The organism is Saccharopolyspora antiqui (assembly GCF_052246905.1).
Taxonomy (GTDB): Bacteria; Actinomycetota; Actinomycetes; order Mycobacteriales; family Pseudonocardiaceae; genus Saccharopolyspora.
The window spans coordinates 22458-37908 of record NZ_JBQQBO010000028.1 but is presented as its reverse complement, the minus strand read 5'-3'; the positions used below and the strand labels follow the sequence as shown (position 1 = coordinate 37908).

Below are 15451 nucleotides of genomic sequence, written 5' to 3'. Positions count from 1 at the left end.
AGTTCCCCCGTGGTTCTTTGGCAGATCAGCTGGGTTCGCATCGATCCGGCGATATCGTTGGCTCGCGAATCCGGGGCATCGACAATCCGCGCTGCATGCGATGCCAACCGGCCCGAAAGTCTAACCAGCGATCTGGGCCGCACCGACCATCGCAGCGACACAGCACACATATTGATGAATTCACTGATCACGGTAAGTGATCAATTTGATGCACCGAGAATCAGCCGAACCACCACCAGATCCGTCGCACGCGCGCTGAAAGATTCAGCAAAAGAGGCGATTTCAGCTGGTCAGAGCGGAATCCTTCTTGCTCGTCCGGCAATTCGCGGATCTTCCGGCGAAGCAATCGAGCAGCAGGATCAATCGTAGCTTCAACATCTACCTATCGGGCGACAAAAGCACTTCCCAGCTTCGCCGCAATGAACACAATCAGTGTCCACGGGTTTGACCACCCGCCACCAACCCCGCAGAAATGATCTCAGTGGAGGCCGAATTCGCTGGTCAGCAAACCAAATTAGCGAACCGAAGAAGATCGTTTAGCGCACGATAGGGTTCTGCCACCGACAACCGGCGACAACGCATCTGGCACCGCCGCGATCACCCCCGACATCGCAGGCTCCGGACGCCGGCGTCGACGACCGCACCGGCCACCGGCAAAACACCTGGCCACAGGCAGCGCCGCCAGCCATGCAAGACCTGCCGCGCACACCACAGACGGGCCCAGCCTGCCCACCACACGAACGCGCAGTCGGCAACAACTTCGACCGCGCGGGAAAGGACTGCGTCGTGAGCAGCGGACTCGAAGACACGCCCGCGGAGGCGACCGGGGCGTCCACGTGGCCGCGCGCCATGCCGAAGATCACCGGGCGGATCACCAAATGGCGCAACTGGAAACTACCGGCCAAAATCACCGCAGTTGTACTCGTTCCGGTGATTTTCGCCCTCATACTCGGGGTATTGCAGATCCGCGACCAAACCCACCAGGCCACCGAATACGCCAAACTGGATCAAGTCGTCACCGCTGGCAGCGCGGTGCGCTCCGCCATCGACGGCCTGCAGCAGGAACGCAGCGAGGTCGCCGAGTTCCTGGTGCGCGGCCCGGTATCCGCACCGGAACTGCAGGAGCGCTTCACCGCCTCGGACCGTGCCGCCGACGACATCAGGCACCAGTTGCAGGTCGCCCCGGACAGCGAAGCGGTCCGGTTCGCCCGCCAGGAAACCGATCGGCAGCTCACCGAGCTCGCCCCGCTGCGCAGACAAGTGCTGGGCACCCACGTCGACCCTGGGGTTGCGATCAACTCCTACACCGAGCTCATCGGCGTCCTGCTGGCGCTCGACCGCACCCTGATCAGCCAGATCTCTTCGTCGCAACTGGTTGCCACCGCGACCACCGCGCACGAACTGGCCCAGATAGGCGAAGAGGTGCAACTCCAACAGGCCCTGATACTCATCGGGTTGACCCGCGGCAACTTCACCACCGACAACCTGGCTCGGCTCGCATCCAGCGAATCCCGCCGCGCCGCGGCCGTCCAGGAATTCCGTGCCGCCGCCACGCCCCAACAACGGCTGCGCTACGACCAGCTCTACGCCAAACCCGAGGTCCCGGCGAGGGAGACCTCAGTGCAATTGGCGATGGCCGAACGCGACAGGGACACCTCGCGGCTATCTCCGCTGCTGGTGTCGTCCGCGACCTGGAAGAACCAATCTCGAACGTCGCTTGACTCGCTCAACGCGCTCCAAGCACAACTCGACAACGAACTGCACCGCACCGCCTTCACCCTGCAGGACACCGCCAGCAACATGGCCGGGCTGGAGTCGGTGATCCTGCTGTCGGCGCTGCTCATCGCGGGTGCCATCGTCGTGGTGGTCGCAAGGCACCTGCTCGGGTCCTTGGACGCGCTGCGACGCAGCGCGCTGGACACCGCGAACTACCAGTTGCCCCAAGCGGTCGCCGACATCCGTGCCGGTCACAGCACGTTGGCGCCCATCGAGCCGGTGCCGGTGAAGACCGTCGACGAGATCGGCGAAGTCGCGCGGGCCTTCGACGACGTGCACACCCAGGCCGTCGACCTCGCCACCGAGCAAGCCGAACTGCGCCGCAGCTTCAGCGACTCGTTCATCAACGTGTCGCGGCGCAGCCAAAGCCTGCTGGAGCGGCAGCTTCGGTTGTTCGAGCAGCTCGAACGGGACGAAGAAGACCCCGACCAATTGGCGACCCTGTTCCAGCTGGACCACCTGGCGACCCGGATGCGCCGCAACAACGAAAACCTCATGGTGCTCTCCGGGACGGACCTCGCTCGCCGGTTCACCCAGCCGACCTCGCCCGCCGATCTGATCCGAGCCTCCGTTTCGGAGATCGAGCACTACCCGAGGGTCGTCGTCCAGCCCCTGCCGAACACCAAGATCGTCGGATATGCGGCCAGCGACCTGGTGCGGCTGCTGGCCGAACTGCTGGACAACGCAGCGAACTTCTCCGCGCCAGAAACCCAGGTCACCGTTTCCGGGCATCGGCGCGGCGACGGATCGCTGGGGCTCGACATCGTCGACCGCGGGATCGGCATGACCCACGCCGAGCTCGCCGCGGTGAACCAGCGGCTGGCCGGCGACGCGGAGGACAAGCTGTCCACCTCCCGACGCATGGGCTTGTTCGTCGCCGGTCGCCTCGCCGCCCGGCACGGCATTCGGGTCGAGCTGCGTCCCGGTCCTGAGGAGGTCGGCGTGCACGTCGCGGTGAGTCTGGGGTCGGAACTGATGCTGGACTCCGTGGCCCCGGCACCCATGTCCCAGACCAACGGCATGGTGCGCGACGATCGGGAAGAGGACACGCTCGTCGAGGAGTTCGACTGGGACGCGGCCGAAGAAGACGCGGCCAGCCAACGTCATCTGGTGCGCAACGGCTTCCGCCTGTTCCAATCCCCAGCCGAACAAGCCCCACCACAACAACCGCGAAGCGACCTCTCCAACACCGAAGAAATCATCCCGACCCCCTCCGACCTGGCACACCGCAGCGACACCCCGACCACGACACCAATCTTCGACGACCTCGCCTCCGCGTGGTTCCAGGCATCAACGCCCATCCCCAGGCCACAACCCCAGCCCAACCCCACAGTCAAATGGCCCCATCCCCCGGCGGAATTTGCGAGCAAGGGAACCTTCCTGTCACCGGCGACAGGAAGGTTCCCATCCTCGCCACCCACGCCGAGCGGGCACAGCCAGAAGACGTGGATATTCGCCAATGACCAGGCCTGGCGCCGGGCAGAGGAGGTTGCCGCCGCCGAGCCCGCCGATTACACCTCGGCAGGGCTTCCGCTGCGTGTTCCACAGGCGAATCTGGTGGCGGGCAGCGCCGACGTCGAGCACGACGAACGCGGACATCCGCCCCGCGACCCGAACATGGCCCGCAGCCGGTTGGCCAGTTTCCAGGCCGGTGTTCGACGTGGCCGCCACCGGCAGCAAGCGGCGCTCCACGCCGCCGCACCAACCGAACAGCCGCAAATGGACCGGAATCCACGTGGCAACAGCGGCACCGAGGCGCCCGAAACAGCGTTCGCTCAGGAACCCGCCGACTACACCCCGTCCGGACTTCCCCGGCGAACCCCGAGAACCCAACTGGTGCCGGGAACAGCCGCCGAGTCGGCGCCGAAACCACGCCGCGACGCAGATTTGATGCGCGGGCGTCTAGCGAGCTTTCAACGCGGCGTCCGCGAGGGCAAGCACAGCCTCCGCGACCCGCAGCACTCGGCCGACGAACGCCGGTGACTACCCGAATCAGTGAAGAGGACAGGAGGCGCCAATGAACGCCCACAATTCCCAACCGAGCCAGTTCGGCTGGCTGGTCACGGACTTCACCGAACGAGTTCCTGGCGTGGCCCATGCAGTGGTCGTCTCAGCCGATGGCCTGCTGCTGACCAGGTCAGCGAAACTGCCCACCGACCGTGCTGACCAGCTGGCGGCGGTCGCATCGGGGCTGCTCAGCCTCACGCAAGGCGCGGCACGTTGCTTCGAAGCCGGAACCGTGACTGAGACCGTGGTCGAGATGGAACGCGGCCTGATGCTGCAGATGGCGATCAGTGACGGTTCGTGCCTGACAGTACTAGCCGCACCGCACTGCGACATGGGGCTGATCGCCTACGAGATGGCTCTGCTCGTGGAACGAGTCGGCCAGATCCTGACCCCGGAGCTGCGGTCTCAACTTCAGGGCACGAACCGTGTGATGACCGGCCAGTCGGTGTGAGGACGGCATGAGCACAGGTTCGGACTCGTCCGGTCGGCGCCGCTGGGGCGACCACGAGTCACCCGAAGCGGACGCCATGGCCGAGGTCTTCAATCGGTTCGCCCTCGACAGTGGTCGTCGCGGCCGCCGCAAACAGGCGAGCGACGAGTCCGAACCGCGGGGTTCGGCGAAACCGACGCCGGAACCGCATTGGCCCTCGCCCGAATCGAGTGAGCCCGCTGCCCCGGCACGGCTGCCCGAGGAACCTTCCGCGCAGGACGAAGTCGCCGCCACCTACATCCGACCGTATGCCTGGACCGGTGGGCGCACTCGGTCGAACCATCACCTGGAACTGGAAACTCTGGTGTCCACCAGCGAGTCGTGCCACCCCGGACGGCTGCAGCGGCTCGAACACCACAGCATCGCGGACCTGTGTCGACATCCGCGCTCGGTGGCCGAGATCGGTGCGTTGCTCAGCGTTCCACTCGGGGTGGCGAAAGTCCTGCTCAGTGACATGGCCGACCTCGGTCTGATCACCGTGCACCGAACGGTCAGCGAAAACGGCAGCACTTCGCACTTGCTGTTGATGGGGAGGGTTTTGAGTGGACTTCGTCGGCTCTGACTCTTCCGCGCGGGTCTCGTGAAGCAGCGCGCAACCCGCAGGCACCAACTTGGCTCGATAACTGAGGTGGGCAGACATGACTTCTGAAACGCGATTTCGACCTTCGTACACCACCAGGCCCCCGACCACGACTTCGGCGAAGATCGTCGTCGCGGGTGGCTTCGGTGTCGGAAAGACGACGTTCGTCGGCTCGGTGTCGGAAATCGTGCCGCTGACCACCGAGGCCATCATGACCGAGGCCAGCAAAGGCATCGACGATCTGCGAGCCACGCCGGACAAGAACACGACGACGGTGGCCATGGACTTCGGTCGGTTGTCCCTGGATTCGGATCTGATCCTGTACCTGTTCGGCACACCTGGTCAGCAGCGGTTCTGGTTCATGTGGGATGACCTGGTCCGTGGCGCGATCGGCGCCGTGGTGCTCGTCGACACCCGGCGCCTCGCGGACAGCTTCTCGGCGATCGATTTCTTCGAGGACCGTCGGCTGCCCTACATCGTGGGCCTCAACTGCTTCGACGGAGCGCTGCAGCATCGGGTCGAGGAGGTCCGCGCGGCCATCGCAATCCCAACTGACGTACCGATCGTCACGTGCGATGCGCGAAACCGGGAGTCCACCAAGCGGGCGTTGATCAAACTCGTCGAATACGCCATGCAGTGGTGGATGCAGCGCACCGCGTAACGGCGGCAGCAAGGGAACCTTCCTGTCATCTCCTGGCTGGAAAGTTCCCTTCCAGACGGCTACCTGTCACCTGGCAGTAGATCGTTCGGCCACATGAACGGACTCTGCTGTTGTGTGTCCCCGTCTTCGACTGTTTCAGCGGCCTTGTCTTGCTGACTGCCCAGGGTCACCTCGACCTGTCGTTGGTTTCCTCCCTGGGAGTCCGCGACCGTGAGGCTGATCTTCGATCCGGGCGTGTTGGCGCTGATCTGGGCAACCAGATCGGAGAAACTGCTGACCGTGTGGTTACCGACCTTGACGATGGTCTCCCCTGCCTTGAGTCCGGCCTGTTCTGCGGGTGAGCCCACAACAACCGAGCTGACCGTCACAGCCCCGGATTGACTGTCAGTGCCGGTGACACCGAGCTGCGGCTTCGTCGCCACTCCTGCCTTGATGAGTTCGTTGGCGACTCTGCTCGCCGTGTCGATCGGGATCGCGAATCCCAATCCGATGTTGCCCGAGCTACTCCCGCTGGGAAGAATGCTGGAGTTGATACCGATCACCTGTCCGTCCAGGTTTACCAGCGGTCCGCCCGAGTTCCCGGAGTTGATCGAAGCATCGGTCTGGATACCGTTGTAGATGACGGCCTGACCGTTGTCGCCCTCCACTTCGACGGTTCGATTGAGGGCGCTGATGATGCCCGATGTCACTGTTCCTTCCAGCCCGAGCGGCGAGCCGATGGCGACCACTGGCTGCCCGACTGTCAGAGTCGATGATTTGCCCAGCTCTGCCGCGGTGAGTCCTTCGACCGAGTCGAGCTTGATCACCGCCAGGTCGTAGGAAGGCGAGGTACCCACAACAGTTGCGGTCTTCTTCGTTCCATCGGGCAACGTGACGCTGATCGCACCGCCCGAGGCGACCACGTGATTGTTGGTCAGCACATAGCCATCCGAGGTCAGCACCACACCGGTTCCTTCTGTGCCGCTCCTGCCGGACCGAACCGAGATGTCCACTGTGCTCGATGATGCTTTGCCCGCCGCGTACTGCACGGTGCCGGTCTGGGCACTGATCTGCGTGCCGGTGATGGGATCGTGTTGCGAAAGCGTCATATTGCTGTTCCCGCCATCGGCGAGCAACATCCCGCCGCCGACCCCGACCGCACCTCCGATCAGGCCAGCTGCCAGCGCGACCGCGATCGCACCCTTCCAGCGTCGACGTTCAGCTGTCCGCGGGTTGCCTGGATCAGCGCTTGAGGCATTCGGGGGCGGCCCGGACACAGGGCTGAAGGATCCGGCAGGCACGGTGTCCTGCTCCGGGGTGCGCTTCGCGTCGTCTCTGCTCTCCGGCGATTCACCGGCTCCACTTGCTGTCATGACATCGACAGTGCCGTGTGGAGCTGAGAACTACCTTTGTGCCGCCTGTGACTTCATCGCAAACCACACAGCCACCAAACCTCGGAAAGTTGCCAGCATGCGAACCTTCCTTTCACTTGGTGGCAGAAAGGTTCCCATGCTCGCGCACTGACGGCCGACGGGCGAAATAGGGTGCCCGACACAGGCCCGGAACTGGACAAATCAGCGCAGCTGGGCATCGAATACCGGATAGTGCTGGACATGCATACAACGATCACCGCGATCCCAGCTGCACCGGACATCGACCGACGGGTTCTTCGCGTCATCGAACTGGAGAAGATCGGGATCTCGCAGTCCAAGTCGTATCGGCGTGCCCGCCCCGGCGGGCCTTGGACACGACTCGCGCCGGGCGTCCTGCTGATCGCACCCGGACCGCCGACGATTGAAGATCGCATCAACGCTGCCCTGCTACGCGCCGGACCCGGCGCGATGATCACAGGTCTGCATGCGGCACGCCTGTACGGACTCGAATCCCCCTCGGAAGATGCGGATATCCATGTTCTGATCCCACACAGCCGCAAGATCCAAAGCTATCGCGGAACGAACTTCGAACGCACCACGCGACTGCCAAAACCCGTGTACGTAAACGGTATTCCACTCGCACCGCCGGTACGGGCGGTCATGGACGGCGCCCGCACCTGGCAGACCTGGGCGTTCACGAAACGTCTGCTGTTCGAAGCGGTTCAGCGAGAAAACCTCTGCAGGCTGGAGGAGCTGATCATCGAGATGGAGCTCGGCAGCAGAAGAGGCACAGCCGTGCCACGCGCGATTCTGCGCACCTTCAAGGGCGACCTCACCCCACCGAGGGCGTCCCCAGCGCGCGACGTACCACCAAGGGCTTGGCTTGAACGCAACGCGGCTTGAAAGATCCGCAGTTGTGCCGACGGCTGGTGCTCGACGGAATTACCAGGCAGCATGCCAGGCATCGACCGCTGTTGTGGGAGGTGCTGTGGCAAGCGCTGGGCAACCACCGACCTTGGTCACTGCAAGTCGGATCGTCACGATGACCGACCAGCTGTATGCGAACGCGGCTCGGCCCGCTCTGGCGATCCAGGGCGAATGGATTGTCGGTGTCGGCGAACTCGGTGACCTGCGCCGCCGCATGCCCGAAGCGAGGCTCGTCGACTTCGGTGAAGCCTCGATCATCCCAGGATTCAACGACGCACATCAGCACCCAACGATGACGGCAGCGAACCAGCGGGGCGTCGACTTGTCGGCAGCCAACTCCCGTGTGGTGCTGCTGGAGAAGATCCGGAGCCGTGCGCGCGACACTCCCAGCGGAACATGGGTGCTCGGGACTCGCTACGACCACGGGAGGTCGACCAGCGGAACTCCGCTGTCGCGTGCGGATCTGGACGAAGTCACCGAGGTTCACCCCCTGCTTGTGATCAATATCGGCGCGCACTGGGGTGTGCTGAACTCTGCGGGGCTCGCTGCGGCTGGCCTGTCCGATGACAGTGCGCCGCCGCCTGGCGGCGAGCTGAGCAGGGATGCTGCTGGCCATCTCACCGGCGTGGTCCACGAGCAAGCGTTGTTCGATCTGGCATATCCGTCGCTTGCACGTGGCTGCCCGGTGCTTCCCGTACAGGACACCGAAACTGCCTTGGCGCAGCTGAAGCGCAGCCTTCGCGCACTGAATGCCGCGGGAATCACCAGCGTCGGCGACGCGATGGTCGGGCCAGCCGAGTTGGCGATGCTGCAAGAGGCCCGCCAGCGCGGCGAGCTCAGCACTCGGGTCAACGCGCTGCTCACCTTCCGGCATGTCGACACCTTCCACGCCGCGGGTTTGCGTACTGGGTTCGGCGACCACTGGCTTCGGGTCGGAGGTGTGAAGGCGTTCGCGGACGGCGCTGTCGCCGGTGGCACCTGTCTGGTCGAGGCACCTTTCGAAGGCACTGATAATCACGGAATTCAAACGCTGAGCACCGATGAGCTCAACGAGCTGGCGCTTCTCGTGCACGCGTCTGGTAGTCGGCTTGCCATCCACGCCAATGGTGACCGGGCGATCAAGCTCGTGCTCACCGCACTCGAAAGGGCGAGGGCCGCGCATCCGGCGATCAGCACCGCGCATCGGCTTGAACATTGCAGCCTGGTGGACGCGGAAATCCTGGCACGCATGAAAAACCTGGGCGCTATCGCCGTTCCCTTCGGCAGCTATGTGGCGTTCCACGGCGACAAGCTCCTCGACTACTACGGTGCGGATCGTCTGGAGCGGATGTTCGCGCACCGCAGCCTGTTGGACGCGGGTGTGCCGGTGGCGGGATCGAGCGATTTTCCGTGCGGCCCCTTTGAACCACTGCTAGGGCTCGCCAGTTGCGTGGCCCGCGTCTCATCAACCGGGCGAACTGCCGGTCAAGTCCTCGGGTCTTCGCAGCGCATCAGCGCGCCGGAGGCACTGGCGATCTACACCATCGGTTCGGCGTATGCGACTGGTGAGGACGCGATCAAAGGCCGACTCGCGGCAGGCAACCTGGCCGACTTCGTGGTGCTGTCCGAAGATCCACTGGCGGTCGACCCCAGGCGCCTACCGGATGTCCACGTTCACCAAACCTGGGTCGGCGGCCGACCGGTATGGCGCGATGAGGATCCGCCGTGATTCTCATGCTGAGGCGCTCGGCCATGGCCTGATTGGAAAGAGCAAGGGAACCTTCCTGTCACATGCGCGCCGTAGGTTCCCTTGCTGAGTCGGATACAACCGGCCCGGAGGGATACGTGCTCAAGAATCGAAAATCGCTGTGGTGGCTGTTGGCGCCAGTCGTGCTCTATGTGCTGGCACTCCCGCTGTACAACAGGATCGAACCGGTCGTCCTGGGGCTGCCGTTCTTCATGTTCTGGACGCTGCTGGCAACCGTGCTGACTCCGTTGTGCATCTGGCTCGCGGCCCGCAAGGATCCGCTGTGGCGTGCCGATCGAGATCGCGGAAGAGGTGATGTCGAATGAGCAGTAACACTGCGGTATCGGTGGGCATTTTCGCCGCGTTCATGCTCGCTACGGTTGCGTTGGGCTTACTTTCGTTGCGGGGGCGTGGCCGGGCGAATCTCGCCGAGTGGTCGGTTGGTGGTCGCAGCCTCGGCGTCGTGTTGATCTTCGTCCTCATGGCAGGTGAGACATACACGAGCTTCAGCTACCTCGGCGCAGCTGGCTGGTCCTACGACTACGGGATGCCGGTGTTCTACGTGCTGGCGTACCTGGCGATCGGGTTCGCCGTCGGCTACGTCGTCGGGCCGATCCTGTGGCATTACGCGCACCGGAACAACCTGTACAACATCACCGACATCACCGCATACCGGTTCAACTCCCCTTGGTTCGGCGCTGCTGTCGCAATACTCACGACGGTTTTTCTGCTCCCATACATCCAGCTTCAGATCACCGGCATGGGTGTGGTCGTTTCCACGATCAGTTACGGCACGATCGGCTTGGGTACGGGGTATCTCATCGCATTCGTCGTGACCGAGGCGTTCATCATCTTTTCTGGTCTTCGCGGCAGCGCCTGGGTGTCCATCCTCAAGGACAGCCTGGTCATCATCACGTTGTTGATCGTCTTCGTCTACGTTCCGGCGCACTACTTCGGTGGGCTCGGGCCAATGCTGGATCGGCTCGTTGCGGAACGCCCGGAATGGCTCGTGCTGCCAGGGCACGGTGACGAATCGCTCGGCATGCTGTGGTTCGCCACAACAGGGCTGCTCAACGGTGTTGTCTACACGATCTTTCCGACCACTGTGGCCGGTTATCTGGGTGCCAAGAACCCGGGTGTGTTGCGGCGCAACGCAATCATCATGCCCTTTTACCAGGTGTTGTTGTTCGTTCCGATCCTGCTGGGCTTGGCTGCGGTGTTCGTTGTCCCAGGACTCGATGATTCCAACATGGCGATGTTCGAGCTAGTGGTCGACTCCATGCCGGCTTGGCTCGTCGGTCTCGTCGGGGTCGCCGGTGCGCTGTCATCGATCGTTCCGATGGCTGTCTTCATGCTCGTGATCGGCACGATGTGGGGTCGATCAGTTCTGGGTGTGCACCCCCGAACAGCACCACGCCAGAAGCAACTGTCCCAACTGGTCACCTTCCTCGTCGGGCTGGTGGCGTTGCTTTTCACATTCATTTCGCCGAGCAGCCTGGTGCAGCTGTCGGTGCTCTCATATCAAGGCTTGGCGCAGCTTCTGCCTGTGGTGTTGATCAGCTTGCTGTGGAGGCGCATGTCGACTGCTGGGGCCGCCGCAGGGCTGGCGTCAGGGGTGGTTGTTGTCGCGGTGCTCGTGGCCACCGGCAATGACCCTTGGCTCGGGATCAACGCTGGAATGCTCGGACTCGCGGTCAACGTCCTGGTCAACGTTGCGGTGACGCTCGCGCGCCCAGCCACCGCGCCGCCTGAACGACTCGCCGTCGATGAACGAGCCGAGCCAGAACTAACCCCGAACTGACCCCGATAGGAGCAAGGGAACCTTCCTGTCACCGTGACTGGAAGGTTCCCTTGCTCTCGTCTCGGTCACTGTCCGCTGGGGGCGGACTCGGAGACTCCGAATCGGCCGTCGGCGATCGGATGACCGCCGATGTCAACTGGTCCGGCCGGAACCGGCTTGGCGGTGGGGTACCAGCGCTTGGCGATCTCCCAGGCAGCGTTGATCAACGCGCTCGCGTGGGCGAAGGAATACGGCGAGAGGCCGATCACCGATGGGGCGGGCAGGACATAGAGGTCACAACGCGCCGCGTTCAACTGCATGTCCAGTCGCGCGGCGGACACCATCGCAGCGCCGAGCGCCGCCCCGTTCACACCGCCGACCGACCTCGGTGGTGTCTTCGGTGGCGGCCAAGTCGCGATCGAGCCGATCCCACGTCTGGGCTGGTTGAACTCAAATGGTTCAGCGCCGCCGCAAGGCAGCACGAAAACACGTTCCGCGCCCTGCTCGACGGCGCGGCTGATCGGCATGAACGCCGCTGGCCCACCGTCGACCAGCCATCGGTCCCCGACCTGAACCGGCGGGAACATGCCGGGGATCGAGCACGACGCCACCAGCGGAGGAAGAGCGGGCCCGCTCTCGAAATACACCGGCTCGCCGGTGTCGATATCTGTTGCGGTCACGGTCACCGGGATCTGGGTGTCCTCCAACCTGCGAAACGGCAGGTTGTTGTGCAGCCAGCGGGCCAGGCCGTGGTTGCTCATCACGTGGTTCGACAGCCCGAGTTTCCCGGCGAGTATGCGTGTCGGTTGAAGCGGGAAGACATCTGTGCGCCGCATCGATATCCACATTTCGCGGAGTTTTGCCGCGCCACGAGGTGTGGGGTCACCTGCGAGCCACGCGGCGTTGAGCGAGCCGGCAGAGGTCCCGACGAGCAGGTCAGGTTCGATACCAGCCTCGAACAATGCGGTAACCAGGCCAGCCTGAATTGCCCCGAAGGTGGAGCCACCCGGCAGGACCCACGCCGTGCGCATCAGCAATGTCCTTTCTGCTCTCGTCCTCCATTGAGGCTAGCGGCGAGCAGCGGTACCACGGGTCAGGCGTCGCCGGGATCACCTCGACGACGCTGCCGTTTCACCTCGGCGCGTCGTTTCTTGCCTGCCAGGCGCCGCTGCTGCGACCCCTTGGTCGGTTTGGTGCGCCGCCGCTTCGGGCCTGGTGCAGCGGTGGCCTCGGCCAGCAGGCTGGCCAGCCGCTCACGCGCCGCTTGGCGGTTGGCCAGTTGCGCTCGATGCTCGGACGCCGAGATCGTGATCACGCCGTCGACGAGACGTCGGGCGAGGCGTTCCATCGCGCGCTGCCGCAAGAGCTCGGGGGTGGAGGGTGAGCGGGCGAGGTCGAAGGACAGTTCGACCCGCGAGTCCGTAGTGTTGACCCCCTGCCCACCAGGCCCCGAGGATCGCGAGAAGCGCTCGGAAAGCTCGGCCGCGGGAATGCTCCAGCGACTGGTGACGGGCAGGTCTGCGGCCATACCAATCAGGATGCCTCACGCCGCCGCGACAGGATTCACAACAGCCCCGCCAGCTGTGTTGGCTCGTGTGGGATTGGGCCGCGGCACGAGGGCGAAGCAAGGGAACCTTCCTGTCACCGGTGGCATAAAGGTTCCCTTGCTCTCACCGCGAGGGCAGAGGTCATCCGGCCGGTTTCCAGCCCGCGACGCCGCCAGGAACCGGGGCGTCGGTGGAGTACGGCGTGCGGGTGAAGATGAAGGTGTTGAGATCGAGGTGCGTGGGGATTCCGTCCGTGTTCCGGCCCACCCGTAGGACTTCCCCCTCGTAGTAGCCGTCCAAGCCGGTCCAAGTCCCGTCTGCATTTGCTCGGAATCGCGACGCCCGCCCACGCCCCTGCCACGGCGAAAGGTCGAGCAGGCCATTGGGTAGAACTCGCAGCACGTATGGTGTCGTGCCCCAGTACCACTGGCCCGTGAGTTCGAGAAATTGCAGGTTCACGTCGGCCCGGGGTTCCCACGCAGCGGGGATTCGCGGTTCGTGCTCTGCGAGCAGATCAAGCAGGTCGGTGGCGAACGCGCCGGAGACGCCTGCTGTGGTGTTGGCCATGAAAACCACACCGGTGGCTTCGGCGGGGTCTGCCCAGACTGTCGCGAGGAAACCGGGCATCGAGCCGCCGTGCCCAGCCAATCGCCGTCCCCGATGACGCAGCAATTGGAGACCGAGCCCATGGCCGGTGCGCCATTCAGGACCGTCGTTCACCGAACCTGGAGACCGCATTTCCGCGACCGTGTCCGGGTGCAGGACCTCCCCGGTGTCGCCGCTCAAGAAGCGTATCCACCTGGCCATGTCGTCGATAGTTGACCACAGTTGACCAGCCGGGGCCATGGCTCCGGCATCCTCGGTCGGCTCAGCCAGCACCACATCCGCCCAAGGATGCACTGCGAGACCTTCTGCGTGCGGCGCGACTGGGCCCAGCGTGGTCCGATTCATCCCGAGCGGTGCCAGGATCTCGCGTTGCAGGACTTCACGCCAAGCAACTCCGCGCAGCCGGGACACCAGCTCTCCCAGCAGGCCGAATCCGACGTTGGAGTAGTGGAAGCCATGACGCGGCGTTGGACGCAGTGCGTGTTCATCGATGCTGGATAGCAGTTCCGCAGCGTTACCGCCCGGGGTTCGTTCCCACCATTGCCCTGCGGGTTCGGCAGTCAACCCACTCGAATGCGAAAGTATCTCGCCGATGCTTCGTTTTCCGACCGAGGTTCCCGGGACGTACTCGTCGAGCTTGTCAACGAGGTCGAGCCGACCTTCGTCGCGCAGGCGCATTACCAACACCGCAACGAACGTCTTCGTGATCGAACCGATCCGATACTGGGTGTCCGTTGTGGAGGGGCAGCCACCCACTTTGCCGCGAGTATCCACCCAGATCGTCGCACCGTCACGGATCAGCCCCGCAATCAGCGAGGGAACACGGTTTTCACTCTGCTCCACCGCGAGGCGCCGCAGCAACGCGCGCTGGGTGGAGGGCAGCAGACTCGTCATAGCCCCATGCTGTCACTCCGCGAACCGGAAGCTGCGACGACTTCGTGTGCTCCTCGGGCAGGGCGGGTTCGTCGGGTAGATGACAGGAAGGTTCCCATGCTCTCGTCACGGCCCTCAGCGTCGGCTGCGGCGGTTGACGCCTTGGGAAATCCCGACTGTCTCGACCGGAATCCGCACCGGAAGTTTGCCCGTCATGATGAGCACCAAGATCAGCAGCCCGAGCACGATCCACCCGGTCCAGCCGAGAAGACCCACCGAGGCGTTGTCGACGGGGTGCCCGGCCTTGCTGAAGACCATGGCCAAACCGGCGACCGCGTTGAGGAATCCGTGCGCGATCGCGGACGGCCAAACGCTGCCTGAAGCCAGCCTGAGCCAACTCAACAACGTCCCGACCAGCGTGCAGAAGCACACCATCATGATGAATGAGACGACGACCGGGACCGTCGGATAGTTGTAGCCGAGGATCAGCACCGGAGCGTGCCAAAGGCCCCAGAGCACACCGGTCGTGAGAAAGGCGCCAGGCTGTCCGAGCGGCAGCAGCGCTCGGGTCAGATAGCCACGCCACCCCAGTTCTTCACCGAGCGCGGGCACTACGTGCAACCAGCCCAACAAGAGCATCTGGCCGATCTGAGTGAGTGCCAGTGTTGTCGGCGACGTCTGCGGTGCAGAACCGACAACTGTTGGCCCGGACTGTTCAAGGAGCCCGGAGAAACCAGTCCAATCGGCCTGGTACACCCGAAGCAGGTAGCCGACCAGGAGGGCGATGAACGCGGCCAACGGCGGCCCCAACCAGGCAACCAGGACATACGGCCACCATTTCCGGATTCCGCCGGGATTGGTGATGCCGATGCTGCGCAGCAACTTCGGTTGCGGGCTGATCCACTTGTTGACCACGAAGGCCGCCACCGCAGGCATGAACATCATGAGAACGAGCACGAATGGCGCCCAAGCCCACGACAGGCCTTCACCCGTCAACCAGAGCGGCAACGTCAGCAGCCACGCCGGAACATAGGCAATCGCGACGAAACTGACAGCGCCACGGACATCAACTCGGTCATGCTCGGTGCTCACGCAGGCATTTTGCCAACCGTTTCTGAGCGTCCGC

14 protein-coding genes are annotated in these 15451 nt (G+C 64.0%); 9 read left to right on the top strand and 5 right to left on the bottom strand.

Features of this window, described 5'->3' with window-relative positions; translation table 11 throughout:
* Positions 1-9 precede the first annotated feature (9 nt).
* The 5 genes from ACTWQN_RS31845 (at position 10) to ACTWQN_RS31825 (ending at position 5514) form a co-directional block, all read left to right on the top strand.
* Entirely contained in the window at positions 10-369 is a 360-nt protein-coding gene (locus tag ACTWQN_RS31845) for a hypothetical protein (RefSeq protein ID WP_443207330.1), read from the top strand.
* Between the two features lie 417 nt (positions 370-786).
* Entirely contained in the window at positions 787-3759 is a 2973-nt protein-coding gene (locus ACTWQN_RS31840) for a sensor histidine kinase (RefSeq protein ID WP_443207329.1), read from the top strand.
* Between the two features lie 34 nt (positions 3760-3793).
* Complete coding sequence (locus tag ACTWQN_RS31835; RefSeq protein ID WP_443207328.1) at positions 3794-4234, top strand: roadblock/LC7 domain-containing protein; 441 nt, start codon at positions 3794-3796, stop codon at positions 4232-4234.
* A gap of 7 nt (positions 4235-4241) precedes the next feature.
* The gene (locus ACTWQN_RS31830) at positions 4242-4835 is read left to right on the top strand and encodes a DUF742 domain-containing protein (RefSeq protein ID WP_443207327.1); all 594 of its coding nucleotides are present in this window, start codon (positions 4242-4244) and stop codon (positions 4833-4835) included.
* Positions 4836-4911: 76 nt separating this feature from the next.
* A complete protein-coding gene (locus tag ACTWQN_RS31825; RefSeq protein WP_443207326.1) occupies positions 4912-5514 on the top strand; it encodes a GTP-binding protein in 603 nt (200 codons plus the stop codon).
* A 59-nt stretch (positions 5515-5573) separates the two neighbouring features.
* On the opposite strand, the gene ACTWQN_RS31820 is transcribed toward ACTWQN_RS31825, so the two are convergent.
* A complete protein-coding gene (locus ACTWQN_RS31820; protein ID WP_443207325.1) occupies positions 5574-6866 on the bottom strand; it encodes a S1C family serine protease in 1293 nt (430 codons plus the stop codon).
* A 171-nt stretch (positions 6867-7037) separates the two neighbouring features.
* Between ACTWQN_RS31820 and ACTWQN_RS31815 the strand changes: the two genes are divergently transcribed.
* The 4 genes from ACTWQN_RS31815 to ACTWQN_RS31800 all read left to right on the top strand — a co-directional run bounded on the left by ACTWQN_RS31815 (position 7038) and on the right by ACTWQN_RS31800 (position 11320).
* Positions 7038-7769: a hypothetical protein gene (locus ACTWQN_RS31815; RefSeq protein WP_443207324.1), complete on the top strand. Its 732-nt coding sequence runs from the start codon at positions 7038-7040 to the stop codon at positions 7767-7769.
* A gap of 139 nt (positions 7770-7908) precedes the next feature.
* Positions 7909-9501, top strand: coding sequence for an amidohydrolase (locus ACTWQN_RS31810; RefSeq protein ID WP_443207323.1), 1593 nt, complete (start codon positions 7909-7911; stop codon positions 9499-9501).
* A 62-nt stretch (positions 9502-9563) separates the two neighbouring features.
* Complete coding sequence (locus ACTWQN_RS31805) at positions 9564-9845, top strand: DUF3311 domain-containing protein (protein WP_443207322.1); 282 nt, start codon at positions 9564-9566, stop codon at positions 9843-9845.
* The gene (locus tag ACTWQN_RS31800; RefSeq protein WP_443207321.1) at positions 9842-11320 is read left to right on the top strand and encodes a sodium:solute symporter family protein; all 1479 of its coding nucleotides are present in this window, start codon (positions 9842-9844) and stop codon (positions 11318-11320) included. Before ACTWQN_RS31805 ends, ACTWQN_RS31800 begins: the two co-directional genes overlap by 4 nt.
* Positions 11321-11385: 65 nt before the next feature.
* Here ACTWQN_RS31800 and ACTWQN_RS31795 read toward each other — a convergent pair whose 3' ends face one another.
* The 4 genes from ACTWQN_RS31795 to ACTWQN_RS31780 form a co-directional block, all read right to left on the bottom strand.
* The gene (locus ACTWQN_RS31795; RefSeq protein ID WP_443207395.1) at positions 11386-12330 is read right to left on the bottom strand and encodes a patatin-like phospholipase family protein; all 945 of its coding nucleotides are present in this window, start codon (positions 12328-12330) and stop codon (positions 11386-11388) included.
* Positions 12331-12392: 62 nt separating this feature from the next.
* The gene (arfB, locus tag ACTWQN_RS31790; RefSeq protein ID WP_443207320.1) at positions 12393-12827 is read right to left on the bottom strand and encodes an alternative ribosome rescue aminoacyl-tRNA hydrolase ArfB; all 435 of its coding nucleotides are present in this window, start codon (positions 12825-12827) and stop codon (positions 12393-12395) included.
* 160 nt (positions 12828-12987) lie between these two features.
* Positions 12988-14346 carry a serine hydrolase domain-containing protein gene (locus ACTWQN_RS31785; protein ID WP_443207319.1) on the bottom strand — a complete coding sequence of 453 codons (1359 nt, stop codon included), beginning with the start codon at positions 14344-14346 and terminating at the stop codon, positions 12988-12990.
* 114 nt (positions 14347-14460) lie between these two features.
* Positions 14461-15417 (bottom strand): CPBP family intramembrane glutamic endopeptidase, encoded by a 957-nt coding sequence (locus ACTWQN_RS31780; protein ID WP_443207318.1) that lies wholly within the window; start codon positions 15415-15417, stop codon positions 14461-14463.
* Positions 15418-15451 lie beyond the last annotated feature (34 nt).